Genomic DNA, 13,966 nt, shown 5'->3' with positions numbered 1-13,966 from the left:
CGCCCTTCGTTACATTGCAGTCGCATTGCAAAGCGAAGGGAGCCCCATGTCGTACGCGATCGAGGCCCGTGGCCTGGTCAAACACTTCGGCGAGGTACGCGCGCTGGCCGGGGTCGACCTCGCCGTCGGGTTCGGCAAGGTGCTGGCCGTGCTCGGGCCGAACGGCGCCGGCAAGACCACCGCAGTCCGGATCCTGGCCACCCTGCTCCGCCCCGACGCCGGCACCGCCCTGGTCGGCGGTTACGACGTACGCCAGGAGGCGCACCGGGTCCGCCAGCTGATCGGCCTCACCGGCCAGTACGCCTCGGTCGACGCCGACCTGACCGGCCGCCACAACCTGGTCATGGTCGGCCGGCTGCTCGGGATGCCCCGGGCGCGGGCCCGGCGACGGGCCGACGAACTGCTGACCGAGTTCGGCCTCACCGAGGCAGCCGACCGGTCGGTCCGCACCTACTCCGGCGGGATGCGCCGCCGCCTCGACCTCGCGGCGAGCCTGGTCAACCGGCCCCGGGTGCTGTTCCTGGACGAGCCCACCACCGGCCTCGACCCGGTCCGGCGCGGCGAGATGTGGGACCGGATCCGGGCCCTGGCCGAGGCCGGATCGACAATCCTGCTCACCACCCAGTACCTCGACGAGGCGGACAGCCTCGCCGACGACATCGTCGTCATCGACCACGGCGCCGTCCTCGCCCGGGGAACCCCGGACCAGCTCAAACGCCGCTCCGGCCGGCAGACCCTGCGGATCCGGCTCACCGACCCGACCCGCCTCGACGAAGCGGTCCGGGTGGTGGCCGGTGTCATCGGCGCACCCCTCACCCCCGACCCGGACGCCGGCGGGCTGAGCATCCCGGTCACCGGCGACGTCGCCATGCCGGCCGTGGTGCGGCAGATCGACGAGGCCGGCATCGAGGTCACCGAGTTGTCCCTGCGGCTGCCCAGCCTGGACGACGTGTTCCGCGCCCTGACCGACCAGAGGAGCGCGGCATGAGCCTCGACCACCCGGCAACCTCACCCCGACTCGGCCTGCGGCTCGGGGTCAGCCAGTGCCTGACGCTGGCCTGGCGGAGCGTCGTGCGGATCCGCCACAACCCGCTCACGCTCACTGACGTCGTACTCGGTCCGGGGTTGCTGTTGGTGCTGTTCGTCTACGTCTTCGGCGGTGCGATCGAGGGCGACACCGGGCGCTACCTGCAGTTCGTCCTGCCCGGGGTGCTCGGCCTGATGACGCTGCTTGCCACCATGGGCATCGGTGTCGCCCTCAACCAGGATCTGCAGAAGGGCGTCTTCGACCGGTTCCGCAGCCTGCCCACCTGGCGGATCGCCCCGCTGGTCGGCACGGTCGTCGGGGATGTCATCCGGCAGGTGATCGCGATCGCCGCGTTGATCGGCTTCGGCACCGCCCTCGGCTTCCGCTTCGAGGCGGGCGTCTGGTCGGTGCTGGCGGCCTGCGCGCTGGCGGTCGCGTTCGCGCTGGCCCTGTCGTGGGTCTGGGTGCTGCTCGGCCTGCTGATGCGGGACGCGCAGAGCGTGCAGGGGCTGGGCGCTCTGCTGATCTTCCCGTTGGCGTTCGCCAGCAACATCTTCGTCGACCCTGCGAGCATGCCGGGCTGGCTGCGCGCCTTCGCCGAGGTCAACCCGATCCGGCACCTGATGGACGCGATGCGCGGGCTGATGCTGACCGGTCCGGTGGCCGGACCGGTGCGCTGGACCCTGCTGTGGATGGCCGCTTTCGTGCTGATCTTCGCACCGCTGGCGCTGTCGGCGTACCGCCGCCGGCTCTGACCGGGGGCCCCCGCCATTAATTGACATACCTCAATGCAGTCAGTAAGTTAGCGATCACATTCGACCGGGTGGCGGTGCTCAGGGCGGCCCAACACCTTTGGTGTCAACCACGGAAAATTTGCCGCTTCACTGGGCCAGGAACACCAAGCCGACCTCGGGTTGCCGCCTATCACCAGCGCGAGGAGTTGAGGCAGTGGCAGGCAAGTTCCAGCAGTGGTGGCGGACCCGCCGTTCCGGCGTCCGCCGCTGCCTGGCGGTGTTCGGCACCCTCATCCTGGGGGCGGCGTTCGCGCAGACCAGCGCCCAGCCGGCCGCGGCGGCGACCCCGTGGCTCACCGTGGCCGACGGTTTCGTGTCGTTCCGGGTTCCGGCCGCCGACCTGGAGAGCGCCCTGGGCGCGGTGTCGAGCGTCGACGTCGAAGCGGACTTCGGTCCGTCCTTCGCCGTCGCCGACCTGGGCCTCGGACGTTCCGGGGACGCCTGGACCTCGGTGATCGGCCCACTGCGGCCGGGCCTGTACCGCTACCGGATCCGGGCCGACGGCACCAAGCTCCTCAAGGACCCGACCAACGCCGCCTCGGTCACCTCCGACCCGACCTGGAGCACCTTCCTTGTCCCGGGTGGCTCGGCGAGCCTGCTCACGGACGTGCCCGCCGGTCAGGGCGGCACCCTCGGCACCGTCAGCTACCGGTCCGGGCCGCGGCAGGCGCGGTCGGTCACCGTCTGGACCCCACCCGGCTACGACGCGGACCGGCGCCACCCGTACCCGGTGCTGCACCTGCGGCTGGGCGCGGACGGCGACCGGACCGACTGGCTCGACCTCGGACGGGCCAGGCAGATCCTCGACAACCTCGCCGTGCGGCGGCAGATCGAACCCATGGTGGTCGTGCTCGGTGACGGCGACGCCCGGGATCTCCGGCCGGAGCTGCGCGCCATCACGCGGGCGGTCCAGCGCGAGTACAACATCACCGACGACCCCCGGCGCCGGGCGCTCGCGGGCGCGTCGGCCGGCGGCACCCAGGCGCTGCGCGCCGCCCTCACCCATCCCGGGGAGTACGCCTACGTGGGCTCGTTCGCCGGCCCGCTGACCGACAGTCACCTGCGCATCGACGGTCGGGCCGTCAACTCCGGAACCAAGCTGCTGCGGCTGTACTCCGGGAACATGACCGACCCCGCGTACAACCCGACCTACCGGACCCTGCGCACCCTCGACCGGTTCCGGGTCCGGCACGACTTCGACGGGGTGAACCCGGACGACGGTCACACCTGGAACGCCTGGCGGGAGAATCTGGCGGACTTCCTGCCGCGGTTGTTCCGGCCCGTCCACGACCACCGTCCGAGCGCCGGCCATCTGCCGTTGACCCGTGAGTTCACGACACCGGCGCCGGGCACCACGCCGACGCCGTGGCTCACCCAGGACGCCAACGGCGACACCTTCGTCACCGTCGAGACGGGCACCGAGTTCGCCGACGCCGGCCGGGTGACCCTCTGGGGCAACTGGGCTCCCGGCGGAAGCTGGGTGAACGTCGAACTCACCCGGACCGGTGACCGGTGGCGGGGGACCGTGGGCCCGCTCAAGCCCTGGTTCTACTACTACAAGTTCATCGTCGACCTGGCGTCGAAGAAGGACACCTCGAACCCGACGCGGATCACCACGGAACCGACCTGGAGCACCTTCCTCGCTCCCGGCCGGGCCGCCCGCCCGCTGACCGACGTGCCGGCCGGTCGGGGCGGCACGCTCGCGACGCTCACCTACACCAGCACGGTGGCCGCGGCCGAACGCACCGCGTACGTGTGGACACCGCCCGGCTACGACCCCGCCCGCGCGGAACCGTATCCGGTGCTCTACCTCCAGCACGGCGGTGGCCAGAACTACACCGACTGGGTGGAGATGGGCCGTGCCAAGCAGATCCTCGACAACGGCTTCCACGACGGGAAGCTGGTGCCGATGGTGGTGGTGATGGGCAACGGCAACTCGCCAAACTTCAGGGCGGAGTTGCTGGACAACATCGTCCCGGCGGCCCGGGCGGCGTACCACATCTCGGACGACCCGGAGAAGCAGGCGCTCGCAGGGTTGTCGATGGGTGGGTTCCAGACTCTCGACGTCCTCAAGGCACATCCCGGTGAGTTCGCCTATATCGGCATCTTCTCCGCTGGCTTGTTCAACCCCGCCGGCTACGACGACGTCGACGTCGAGGCGGTGAACGCCGGCACCAAGCTGCTGCGGGTCTACACCGGCAACGTCACCGACTTCGTCTACCCGATCGTGCTGTCCACGATGGCCACTTTCGACCGCCTGGGCATCCGGTACGAATTCGCCGGGGTGACTGCGGGGCCGCACGGCTGGGACGCGTGGCAGAAGAACCTCATCGATTTCGCGCCGCGACTGTTCCAGCCCGACGGAGCCTGACCGGCACCGGGTTCCGGGGCGCTCGAGGGGCGCCCCGGAACCCAGCCAGCGGCAGATTGATCAGCCGGCAAGCTGGTCGCGGCGGCGGGTGAGGTAGGCCCGCTCGGCTGGGTTGCCGGCAAGTTCGATCGCCCGGTCGTACGCCGTCCACGACTCGCCGCCGCGCCCCAGTCGCCGCAGCAGGTCGGCGCGTGCGGCGTGGAAGGCGTGGTACTCGGCGAGCACCTCGCCGAGCCGATCGACCTCGGCCAGCCCGACCTCGGGGCCGTCGACCTCGGCGATCGCGACCGCCCGGTTGAGCCACACGATCGGGGACGGATCGAGCCGTACCAGTTGGTTGTAGAGGGCGACGATCGCGGACCAGTCGGTGTCCCGGGCGGTCGGGGCGTTGGTGTGGACCACGTTCATCGCCGCCAGCAGTTGGTAGCGCCCGGGTGGGTCACCGCCGGCCGCCACCACGGCGAGCCGCTCGCGGACCAGGGCGTTGCCTTCGGCGATCAGGTTCCGGTCCCACCCGCCGCGGTCCTGCTCGTCGAGAGTCACCAACTCCCCGGTACGCGACACCCGCGAAAGCCGCCGGGCGTCGATGAGCAGCATCAGAGCGAGCAGGCCGGTGACCTCACCGTTGTCGGGGAGCAGCGTGCGGAGCAGCCGGCCCAGACGGATCGCCTCGTCGGTGAGGTCGACGCGCAGCGGATCGTCTCCCGCACTGGCGAGATAGCCCTCGTTGAAGATGAGGTAGACGACCGCGAGCACGCCGGCGAGCCGTTCCCGGATGTCGTATTCCGAGGGCACCCGGTACGGAATGCGCGCCGCCTTGATCTTCGCCTTCGCGCGGGTGATCCGCCGCGCCATCGCGGTCTCCTGCACCAGGAACGCGCGGGCGATCTCGGCGACGGTGAGGCCGCCGAGCAGGCGCAGGGTGAGCGCCACCCGGGCCTCGATCGCCAGCGCCGGGTGGCAGCAGGTGAAGACGAGCCGGAGCCGGTCGTCCTCGACCGGGCCGGTCGGTTCGGCGGGGCTGTCGTCGTACACCATCCGGGCCGCCTGGTGTTTGGCGTCGCGTTGCGACTCGCGACGGAGCCGGTCGATCCCCTTGCGGGTTGCGGTGGTGACGAGCCAGCCGGCGGGACTGGGCGGTACGCCCTCGTGTGGCCACCGCTCGGCGGCCACCACGAACGCCTCGGCCGTCGCCTCCTCGGCGAGGTCGAGGTCGCCGAACCGGCGCGCGAGGCTCGCCACCACCCGCGCCCACTCCTCGCGGTGCAGACGGGTGATCGCCTGCTCGACGGTGGGACCGATCACGGACCCGGTCTTCGCGCCGCGCTCACTTCTCCCCGGAAGTGTTCCGCCGGATCTCCCCGGAACCTCGGAACCGGTGCACCTCCTGCGGCCAGTCGAGCACGGTCGCCATCCGGCCGGCCCAGTACCGCGCCGTCTCGTCGTCGGGCACGTCGATGACGGTGAAGCCGCCGAGTTGCTCCTTGGTCTCGACGTACGGGCCGTCGGAGAAGACCGGCTGGCCGTCGACCGCCTCGACGCTGAACAGCGTGGTGGACCGGTCGAGTCCACCGTTGGCGAAGAGCAACACCCCCTCGGCCTGCATCTCCTCGATCAGGGCCATGGAGGTTGTCCGCTTCTCCGCCAGCTCCTCCGGCGTGTGTTCGCGCACCCACTCATCGTTGAAGGCGATCAGGTATTCCGGCATGGTCAGATCCTCTCATTACCGTCATTCCACACGAGGTCGCTCGGGACTCCTCGGGCGCGGCGGTTCGCCGCGTACTGGTTCCACGAACGGGCGCGCCCCGATACGACACCACCGGCGGAAACTTCTTTCAAGTCGCCGCCGGCCCGCGCTTGACCTGCCTACTTGACCTGACGCGGGGTTGAGGTCCGAGGATCGGGAGATGGCAGTGACGGACCAGGCGCGGCACGCGCTGGAGCGGCAGCAGACTGTCGAGATCACCATGACCGGGCGTCGCAGCGGCCGGCCGAGGCGGCTGGAGACGTGGCGCTACCGCGCCGCCGGCCGCTTCTGGCTCACGGGCAGCCCGGGTAAGCGCGACTGGTACGCCAACCTGCTCGCGCATCCCGAGTTCACGCTGCACCTCGTCGACCTGGATCTTCCGGTACGGGCACGCCCGGTCACCGACCCCGACGAACGGGCACTCGTCTTCGGCGAGCTCGTCCCGACCCTGGACTGGGCCGAAAGCCTGGAAACCTGGATCGCCGGCAGCCCACTCGTGGAGATCCAGCTCGACTGAGAGCCGGTAACCTCAGGCTCCCGGACTCGCCACAGGCAGGCCGAGTCCCTTGGCCGCGTCGAGCAGCCTGCGGTCATAGGTGACGAAGGCGACGAGTTCGGCCCCCGGCTGACTCACCAGCACCTGAGCGGTCGCCAGATGAATCGCGTCGAGGCTGCGTAGTGCGGAGTCGGGGTAGGCGCCAGCGATCGCCCGGACCGTGGAGTCGATCTCGACCCGGTACAGCCGGGCCAGCGTGGCGGGCACCCCGACCAACCCCTGCGGCGCCGATCGGCGCAGTGCGCGCGGGACCTCGACCTCTACGAGTGTTGACGCGACGAGGGGAATTTCCGACCGATCACCCAACCAGGCGATCAACTCGTCGGTGCCGACCTCATGTCGAAGCAACTTGATGATTGCCGCCGAGTCGAGGTAGATCACCAGCGCTCTTCCTCGCGGGACGCGGCGAGTTGCGCGGCGACGTCGACCTCCGGATCTCCCAGCACCGGCGGCGCGGGTATCGGGCCCAGCGCCGTCGGGGCGACCGCGCGCCCCTCACCCACCAACCTGGCGAGGACGCCGCCCCCGCCCGTGATCGGAGTCAGCCGGGCGACCGGGACACCCCGGTCGGTCACCTCGACCGTCTCCCCGGCCCGGACCCGGGCCAGGACCCGGCTCGTGTGCTGGTTGAGTTCACGCACGGCTACCTGCTCCACAGCACCAGTGTAGTACGCAATGTCCTACACCACGGAGGTGTCCGGAGAGGCGAATCAACCTTTCCGCCCTCCATGCTGGGCACGATCGCGGCCGACGAGGAATGCCTCCACCTAGAGGCGCCGGTTGTAGATGTACCTGTAGACGATGAGTAGCTGAAGAAGTAGACTCGCCGTATGGCGACAACGACGATCAGGGTCAGCACGGTCACTCGGGACCGGTTGATGCGGACGCGTGCGCAGGATTTCGGCGACGCGCCGATCGACGAGGTCATTACCCGACTTCTTGACGAGCACGCCGACCAGGCGTTGCGGGCACGGATGCGAGCCGACGCGGAACACGCTCGGGGCAACGTCGACGACCTCGCCGAAATTCGCCAAGTCCAAGCGGAGATGGACGAAATCAGTGCGTGGTGACGTATACCGACTGCGTGCGCCCCGCGACGCCATGGGTCATGAGCAGCAAGGCGCCCGGTACGCGGTGGTGTTGCAGTCCGACGATCTCAACCTGTCGACGGCGATCGTCGCTCCTACCTCCACCTCGGCGCACCCCTACGTGTTCCGGCCCGAAGTCACCGTGCGCAACGAGCCCACCAGACTGATGCTGGACCAACTGCGCGCCGTCGATGTCGAGAAGGCCATCGGCGACCGGGTGGGACGACTGAGTCCAGCCGACATGGTCGAGGTCAACCGACTACTGCGGGCCGTCCTCGACATCCTCTGATCGGCGCATGTCGTGCTGCGACCTGACCAGCAGTCGAATCGCGCCCGACCGGCTCGGACCGGCTATCACGAAAAAGCGTTGGCCTACGCTCCCCGCTGGGTAGCGATGAAGGCGGACCAGGTCGGGCGGGTGAAGGCGAGGACCGGACCGTGGGGGTCCTTCGAATCGCGTACGGCGATCACCTGCGCCACCTCGGCGACCTCGACGCAGTCGGAGTTCGTGCCGCTGCGGCTGGACTTGCGCCAGACGGCGGCGGAGAGATCGGGGGTGATCATGTCGGGCTCACTCTCGCTCGTGTTCCGTTGCGACCCGCGCAACGAGATCGACCGATTCGGCGGGGCTGAGCGCCACCTCCGCCAGCCTATCCGCCTCCCGCCGGAAGAACGCGACCTGCTTCGGCTCGTCCAGGAAGAGCCCTGAGAGCTTGTGCTCCAGGTGCACCACCGGACGATTGCGGGAAAAGTCAAGCAGCACGATCGGGCCGTCGAGTCCGGTATGCGCGCCGACCCCGAACGGAACCACTCGCAGGGTGACATTCGGACGTTCGGCAGCCTCGATCAAGTGCCGGAGCTGACGGGCCATCACTCTCGGACCTCCGAGCACCCGACGCAAGACGATCTCGTCCAGGACCACGTCGAGCGTCGGCGGCTCGTCACGGGTGAGGATCGCTTGCCGGCCGAGCCGGGCGGCGACACGACCCTGCGCGTCCGACTCGGAAACGCCGCCGCCGCGCATCAACGCGCTCACGTAGTCAGCGGTCTGGAGCAGTCCAGGTATCAGGGTTGGCTGCCAGTTGATGATCGAAGTTGCCTCGGACTCCAACCGGATCAGGGTGCGCGACTCGGCCGGTAGACCACCGATCACCTCCTACTGGGCCGCCCGCGTCCGTTCCTGAGACCCGAGATCGGGGTCAACGGGGTCGGGCTGACAGGCAGAGCACCGAGGCGCCGGTCGACGTTGAAGTCGTCGAAGCGGCGACCAGGAACCCGTGCTCGGCCAGAACGGGCGTCAGGGTCTCCGCGAGTTCGGTCGCCTTGGCGGCGGTGGGCGGCTCGTAGCAGAGCAGAAAGGTGCCGCCCGGCCGCAACAGGCCACGGATCAGGTCCAGCTCAGCGGTGGGTAGGCGAACCCAGAACAGGTTCACATTGATGGCGAAGATCTTGTCGAACGTCTCGCCGGTGAGGTCCACGTCCTCCAGCGCCACCGTCCGGAAGTCAGCCCGGCCGGCGGCGACATGATCCGCGTTGCGCTGCCGCGCCGCCTCGATCGCCGTCCCGGACCGGTCGATCCCGAGTATCCGCCCACCCACCAGGCCCGCACACACCAGCGCCGCCGCCACCCCCCGCCCACATCCGATCTCCAACACCCGATCCCCCTCGCGAACCCCCAACACCCCCACCGCCCGCAAGATCCGCCCCGGCACCGCCCCCACACCCTCGAACCTATCTGGATCTAGGTAGAGAATGGTCCTCAGGAGGGCCGTTTGGGCGGTCACCTGGTCCACATCGATCAGGCGCGTGCCGGTTGACGGCGGCTCGTTCAGCCGGGAAATCTGATCTCGATGTCGAGACCGCCGGCGGCGCGGGCTCGGACGTCGAGGGTTGCCCCGTGCGCGTCGGCGATCGCCCGGACGATGGCCAGACCGAGTCCGTGTCCATGTCCGTCCGGGTGCCTGGTCCGGCGGTTGCCGGCCTGCCGGAACGGCTGGAGCAGGGCGTCGACCTCGCCGGGCGGCACCAGCGGGCCGGAGTTGCTGACCCGGAGAGCGGCGCCGGTCGCGCTGGTGGTCGTGTTGATCTCGACCCAGCCGCCCGGCGCGTTGTGTCGCACAGCGTTGTCCACCAGGTTGGCTATCAGGTGCTCGATCAGGTCGGGGTCGCCGGTCGCCGGTGCCCGATCGAGGGTGGTGCGCACCCGGATGCCGCGCCGGCCAACGTCCTGATGGCGGGCGGCGACCACCTCGGCGGCGGTGTCGGCGATGTCGAGTGGGGCGTGCAATTGGAGGCCCTGTTCGCCGCGCGCCAGGGTGAGCAGTGCCTCGATGAGGCGTTCCTGGTGGTCGCCGAGCGCGAGAACCTCGTGGCACGCCGCCCGCAGCGTGTCGACGGTGGCGTCCGGGTCGGCGAGCGCCACCTGCAGCACCGTCCGCTCGGCGGTGAGCGGGGTACGCAGTTCATGCGAGGCGTTGGCGATGAAGTGCCGCTGCGACTCGAACGCGGCCTGCAACCGCTGGAACAGGTCGTCGAGCGTCTCGGCGAGGTCGGTGAACTCGTCGTGCAGACCGGTCCGGCCGAGCCGGCGGTGCAGGTCGCTGGCGGAGATCTCCCGGGCGGTGGCGGTGATGGTGCGCAGCGGGCGCAGGAATCGGCCGGCGACGAACCAGCCGAGCAGCAGGGAGACCACCACCAAGCCGGCGACGGCCCACGCCGAGGTGGTGAATTGCCGACCAAGCTGACCGCCGTCGCTGGGGACGCCGGCGGGGTCCGCAACCAAACCCGCCGGGATGGCCTGTCTGGTGCCCAGCAGCGGGATCGCGAGCAGCACGACGCCGGAGATCAGGAAGGGTACGGCGTAGAGCAGCGCGAGCTGGACGTGCAGGCTCCGCCGGGGAAGCCGGCGGCGCGTCACGGTGCGCCGATCCGGTAGCCGCCCTCGCGGACGGTATGGATGATCGGTGGGTCGCCCAGCTTGGTCCGCAGCCGCCGGATGGTGGTCTTCACCGCCGTGGTGAACGGGTCCGCCGCCTCGTCCCAAACCCGGTCGAGCAGATCCTCCGCCGACACCAGCCGGCCGTCCGCGACGAGCAGGCATTCCAGGATGGCGAACTCCTTCGGGCTCAGCTCCAGCCGGCGCCCGTCGCGGGTCGCGACCCGGCGGCCGGGGTCGAGCGTGAGCTCCCCGTACTCCAGAATCGGCGGCACGGCCGGGCCTGGCCGCCGGCCGAGCGCCCGCACCCGCGCGACCAGTTCGGCGAAGTCGAAGGGCTTGGGCAGGTAGTCGTCGGCGCCGAGGCCCAGGCCGTCGACCCGTTGTTTCACCGACGAGGCCGCGGTCAGCATCAGCACCCGGGTCGCCGAGTGCTCGGCCACGATCCGCCGGCACACCTCATCGCCCGGTATGCCCGGCAGGTCACGGTCGAGCACCACCACGTCGTAGCGGTTCACGGCCAGGCGTTCGAGGGACTCGTCGCCGTGGAGGACCACGTCGACGGCCATGCCCTCACGGCGTAACCCGACGCCCACCGTACGGGCCAGCACCTCGAAATCCTCCACCACGAGCACGCGCACGATCCCTACCCTGCCACCGCGCGGGTGTCAGAACGGTGTCAACCGGCGGCACCGTCCTGACACCCGCGTCCGCGTAGAACCGGAACCTGCGAACCGCGTCAGCAGGGAAAGGGCCACGGATGGAAACCATTGTCGAAACTGACCAGCTCGGAAAGAGGTACGGCCGAACCTGGGCGCTGCGGGACTGCTCGCTGCGCCTGCCGGCCGGGAAGGTGGCCGCGCTGGTCGGACCCAACGGAGCGGGCAAGAGCACCCTGCTGCACCTGGCGGTCGGTCTGCTGCGGCCGGACGCCGGCGCCGTACGGGTCTTCGGTCGGACGCCGTACGACGACATCGTCGTCCTGTCCGAGGTCGGCTTCGTGGCTCAGGACACGCCGCTGTACCGGGACTTCACCGCGGACGAGTTGTTCACCATGGGCGGCAAGCTGAATCGGCGCTTCGACCCGGCGCTGGCGCGCCGCCGGCTGGCGCAGATCGGCATCCCGCGCGACAAGCCGGTCGGCAAGCTGTCCGGCGGTCAGCGGGCCCAGGTCGCCCTCGCCCTGGCAATCGCCAAGCGCCCACGGTTGCTGCTGCTCGACGAGCCGGTCGCCAGCATCGACCCGCTGGCCCGCCGCGACTTCCTGCGGGCGCTGATGGGGGTGGTCGCCGAGACGGGCACCACGGTGCTGCTGTCCTCACACATCCTGGCGGACCTCGAACGCGCCTGCGACTACCTCATCGTGCTGCACGCCTCGCAGGTGAAGCTCGTCGGCGACGTCAGCGCCCTGCTCGCCGAGCATCGGCAGTTGGTCGGTCCCCGGGACGGTGGCTCGCCACCCGCCGCGGTCGGCCATGTCGTGCGGGCCGAGCACACCGATCGGCAGTCCACGCTGCTGGTCCGCACGAAAGCCGCGCTGCGGGATCCCGCCTGGAAGGCGTACGACGTGAACCTGGAAGACCTCATCCTCGCCTACCTCGGCGAGGGCGACACCCGGCCGCACGCCGCGTGGGAGGTGCCGGCATGATCTGGCTCGCCTGGCGGCAGCACCGCAAGCAGGCACTGTTCACCGCGGTAGGCCTCGCGCTCCTCGCCGTGTTTCTGGTCCCCACCGGTCTGGCCATGCGGCACACCTTCGCCGACCTGGGCCTGGCCGACTGTGTCCGCGCGTTGGGCACCGCCTCGATGATTCCGGCCGACGCGGACACCTGCGGCCGGGCGTCCATTCGGTTCAACGGCCAGTACGGCGTGCTGACCACGGTCGGTGTGCTCTTCCTCGTGCTGCCGCTGCTGGTCGGGTTGTTCTGGGGTGCGCCGCTGGTCTCCCGCGAGATCGAGCAGGGCACCCACCGCATGGTCTGGACCCAGGGCGTCAGCCGGGGACGCTGGGCGCTTGTCAAGTTCGGGGTCGCCGGTGCCGTCGCGCTCGTCGCGTCGGTGGTCTACGGACTGGGCGTCTCGTGGTGGCTGACCCCGATGAGCCAGGCCGGTCAGCACGGCCGGTTCAACGTTTTCTTCTTCGACATGCAGGGCACGGTCCCGATCGGCTACACGATCTTCGCGGTCGCGCTCGGCATCTTCGCCGGCACCATCTGGCCCAAGGTGCTGCCGGCGATGTCCGCCACTCTCGTCGGGTTCCTCGGGCTTCGTATCGCCCTGACGATCCTCGCCCGGCCGCACTACCTGCCAGCACGCGTCCTGACTTTCCCGATCAAGGACGCCGCCGAGCAGACCAACCCGGCCGCCGGCGACTGGGTCCTGTCCTACGGCATCCGCGACGCCTCGGGCCGGATGGTCACGGCCAACGCGCAGATCGCCTGCGCGCCCGACGCCACCGGACCGGGAGCCGCCTGCGGCGCCGACCTCGGCATCACCTCAGGCTCCTACAACTGGCAGCTCTACCAGCCCGGATCACGGTTCTGGCTGTTCCAGGGCATCGAGACCGGCATCTTCGTCGCCGTCGCCGCACTGCTGCTCTACCTCGCCATCCGCCGCATCCGCCGCGTCGCATGACCGCGAACCTTGCTTCGGACCGCCGCAGTCATCGGTCGAGGCGCGCGATGGCTGCCTCGACGCCGTCGAGGATCAGGTCGAGGCCGAAGACGAAGTCCTGGTCCTCCGGGTTCTCGCCCGGAGCCGTCTCGAAGGCGCCTGCGTTGAACAGCGGCGCGGCCGCCGGGAAGCGCTCGGGGTCGACGAGCGCGGCGAGGGCCCGGCCGTAGTTCCGCTCGACCTGCACCTGGCTGAGCCCGGTGCCGCGGCGGCCCTCCGCCAACTGCCGGCCCTGCAGGATCGCGTTGCGCACGTATCCGCTGACGACGACGAGGACACCGGCCTTCGTCCTCGGATCCAGACCGGTGTCGTGCAGGACCCGCAGGAACGCGTCCATCCAGCCGATGGCGTTCGGGCCGCGGGGCGGGCCGGCGAGCGGAACCTCCACCAGCCACGGGTGCTCGGCGTACCGGGCGCGGATGGCGGCCGCCCACCTGTGCACGCCGTCGCGCCAACCGCCCGCCGCGATCCCGGGCGCCGACCCGGTGGCGTGGTCGGCCATCAGCTCGACGAGTTCCTCCTTCGAGCCCACATGCCGGTACAGCGACATCTTGGTGAAGCCGAGCGCCTGCGCGACCTTCTGGAGTGTCACCCCGTCCAGGCCGTCCCGGTCGGCCAGCTCGACCGCGGCCTCGACGACCCGGTCGACATCCAGTTCGGCGGGTCGACCGCGGCGCGCGGACGCCGGGAGTCGCCAGAGCCGCGCCAGGTCGGCGGGCACCTCTCCGGCGGTTGACGGCTGATTGTGTCCCATGGATAGTATCTCCGGTACACT

18 protein-coding genes are annotated in these 13,966 nt (G+C 70.2%); 8 read left to right on the top strand and 10 right to left on the bottom strand.

Going from position 1 to position 13,966, the window contains the following annotated elements; genetic code table 11:
* Positions 1–46 precede the first annotated feature (46 nt).
* The 3 genes from O7627_RS01485 to O7627_RS01475 all read left to right on the top strand — a co-directional run bounded on the left by O7627_RS01485 (position 47) and on the right by O7627_RS01475 (position 4,192).
* Complete coding sequence (locus O7627_RS01485; protein ID WP_278091697.1) at positions 47–988, top strand: ATP-binding cassette domain-containing protein; 942 nt, start codon at positions 47–49, stop codon at positions 986–988.
* Positions 985–1,782, top strand: a complete 798-nt coding sequence (locus O7627_RS01480; protein WP_278091696.1) for an ABC transporter permease — start codon at positions 985–987, stop codon at positions 1,780–1,782. Before O7627_RS01485 ends, O7627_RS01480 begins: the two co-directional genes overlap by 4 nt.
* Before the next feature lie 193 nt (positions 1,783–1,975).
* Positions 1,976–4,192: an alpha/beta hydrolase-fold protein gene (locus O7627_RS01475; RefSeq protein WP_278091695.1), complete on the top strand. Its 2,217-nt coding sequence runs from the start codon at positions 1,976–1,978 to the stop codon at positions 4,190–4,192.
* A gap of 60 nt (positions 4,193–4,252) precedes the next feature.
* On the opposite strand, the gene O7627_RS01470 is transcribed toward O7627_RS01475, so the two are convergent.
* Positions 4,253–5,497, bottom strand: coding sequence for a DUF6596 domain-containing protein (locus O7627_RS01470; protein WP_278091694.1), 1,245 nt, complete (start codon positions 5,495–5,497; stop codon positions 4,253–4,255).
* A gap of 22 nt (positions 5,498–5,519) precedes the next feature.
* Positions 5,520–5,900, bottom strand: coding sequence for a YciI family protein (locus O7627_RS01465; RefSeq protein ID WP_278091693.1), 381 nt, complete (start codon positions 5,898–5,900; stop codon positions 5,520–5,522).
* 199 nt (positions 5,901–6,099) lie between these two features.
* On the opposite strand from O7627_RS01465, the gene O7627_RS01460 reads away from it, so the two are divergent.
* Complete coding sequence (locus O7627_RS01460; RefSeq protein ID WP_278091692.1) at positions 6,100–6,456, top strand: nitroreductase/quinone reductase family protein; 357 nt, start codon at positions 6,100–6,102, stop codon at positions 6,454–6,456.
* Positions 6,457–6,468: 12 nt separating this feature from the next.
* Here the strand turns inward: O7627_RS01460 and O7627_RS01455 are convergent, their stop codons facing one another.
* Positions 6,469–6,876 carry a type II toxin-antitoxin system VapC family toxin gene (locus O7627_RS01455; RefSeq protein ID WP_278091691.1) on the bottom strand — a complete coding sequence of 136 codons (408 nt, stop codon included), beginning with the start codon at positions 6,874–6,876 and terminating at the stop codon, positions 6,469–6,471.
* The gene (locus O7627_RS01450) at positions 6,873–7,151 is read right to left on the bottom strand and encodes a type II toxin-antitoxin system prevent-host-death family antitoxin (protein WP_278091690.1); all 279 of its coding nucleotides are present in this window, start codon (positions 7,149–7,151) and stop codon (positions 6,873–6,875) included. The genes O7627_RS01455 and O7627_RS01450 overlap by 4 nt, the downstream gene beginning before the upstream one ends.
* 174 nt (positions 7,152–7,325) lie before the next feature.
* On the opposite strand from O7627_RS01450, the gene O7627_RS01445 reads away from it, so the two are divergent.
* The gene (locus O7627_RS01445; protein ID WP_278091689.1) at positions 7,326–7,565 is read left to right on the top strand and encodes a hypothetical protein; all 240 of its coding nucleotides are present in this window, start codon (positions 7,326–7,328) and stop codon (positions 7,563–7,565) included.
* Positions 7,555–7,872, top strand: coding sequence for a type II toxin-antitoxin system PemK/MazF family toxin (locus O7627_RS01440; RefSeq protein WP_278091688.1), 318 nt, complete (start codon positions 7,555–7,557; stop codon positions 7,870–7,872). Before O7627_RS01445 ends, O7627_RS01440 begins: the two co-directional genes overlap by 11 nt.
* Positions 7,873–7,955: 83 nt before the next feature.
* Here the strand turns inward: O7627_RS01440 and O7627_RS01435 are convergent, their stop codons facing one another.
* The 5 genes from O7627_RS01435 to O7627_RS01415 form a co-directional block, all read right to left on the bottom strand.
* Entirely contained in the window at positions 7,956–8,147 is a 192-nt protein-coding gene (locus tag O7627_RS01435) for a DUF397 domain-containing protein (protein ID WP_278091687.1), read from the bottom strand.
* Positions 8,148–8,154: 7 nt separating this feature from the next.
* Positions 8,155–8,736: a DUF5753 domain-containing protein gene (locus O7627_RS01430; RefSeq protein WP_278091686.1), complete on the bottom strand. Its 582-nt coding sequence runs from the start codon at positions 8,734–8,736 to the stop codon at positions 8,155–8,157.
* A gap of 46 nt (positions 8,737–8,782) precedes the next feature.
* A complete protein-coding gene (locus O7627_RS01425) occupies positions 8,783–9,295 on the bottom strand; it encodes a class I SAM-dependent methyltransferase (protein WP_278091685.1) in 513 nt (170 codons plus the stop codon).
* Between the two features lie 116 nt (positions 9,296–9,411).
* Entirely contained in the window at positions 9,412–10,500 is a 1,089-nt protein-coding gene (locus O7627_RS01420) for a HAMP domain-containing sensor histidine kinase (RefSeq protein WP_278091684.1), read from the bottom strand.
* Positions 10,497–11,159 (bottom strand): response regulator transcription factor, encoded by a 663-nt coding sequence (locus O7627_RS01415; RefSeq protein WP_278091683.1) that lies wholly within the window; start codon positions 11,157–11,159, stop codon positions 10,497–10,499. The genes O7627_RS01420 and O7627_RS01415 overlap by 4 nt, the downstream gene beginning before the upstream one ends.
* A 119-nt stretch (positions 11,160–11,278) precedes the next feature.
* On the opposite strand from O7627_RS01415, the gene O7627_RS01410 reads away from it, so the two are divergent.
* Positions 11,279–12,166, top strand: coding sequence for an ABC transporter ATP-binding protein (locus O7627_RS01410; protein WP_278091682.1), 888 nt, complete (start codon positions 11,279–11,281; stop codon positions 12,164–12,166).
* Complete coding sequence (locus O7627_RS01405) at positions 12,163–13,152, top strand: transporter (RefSeq protein ID WP_278091681.1); 990 nt, start codon at positions 12,163–12,165, stop codon at positions 13,150–13,152. Before O7627_RS01410 ends, O7627_RS01405 begins: the two co-directional genes overlap by 4 nt.
* 28 nt (positions 13,153–13,180) lie before the next feature.
* Here the strand turns inward: O7627_RS01405 and O7627_RS01400 are convergent, their stop codons facing one another.
* Positions 13,181–13,945 carry a TetR/AcrR family transcriptional regulator gene (locus tag O7627_RS01400; RefSeq protein WP_278091680.1) on the bottom strand — a complete coding sequence of 255 codons (765 nt, stop codon included), beginning with the start codon at positions 13,943–13,945 and terminating at the stop codon, positions 13,181–13,183.
* Positions 13,946–13,966 lie beyond the last annotated feature (21 nt).

This window comes from Solwaraspora sp. WMMD1047 (assembly GCF_029626155.1).
GTDB lineage: Bacteria > Actinomycetota > Actinomycetes > Mycobacteriales > Micromonosporaceae > WMMD1047.
The sequence above is the reverse complement of the archived record's forward strand: the minus strand, read 5'-3'. Positions and strand labels throughout refer to the sequence as shown.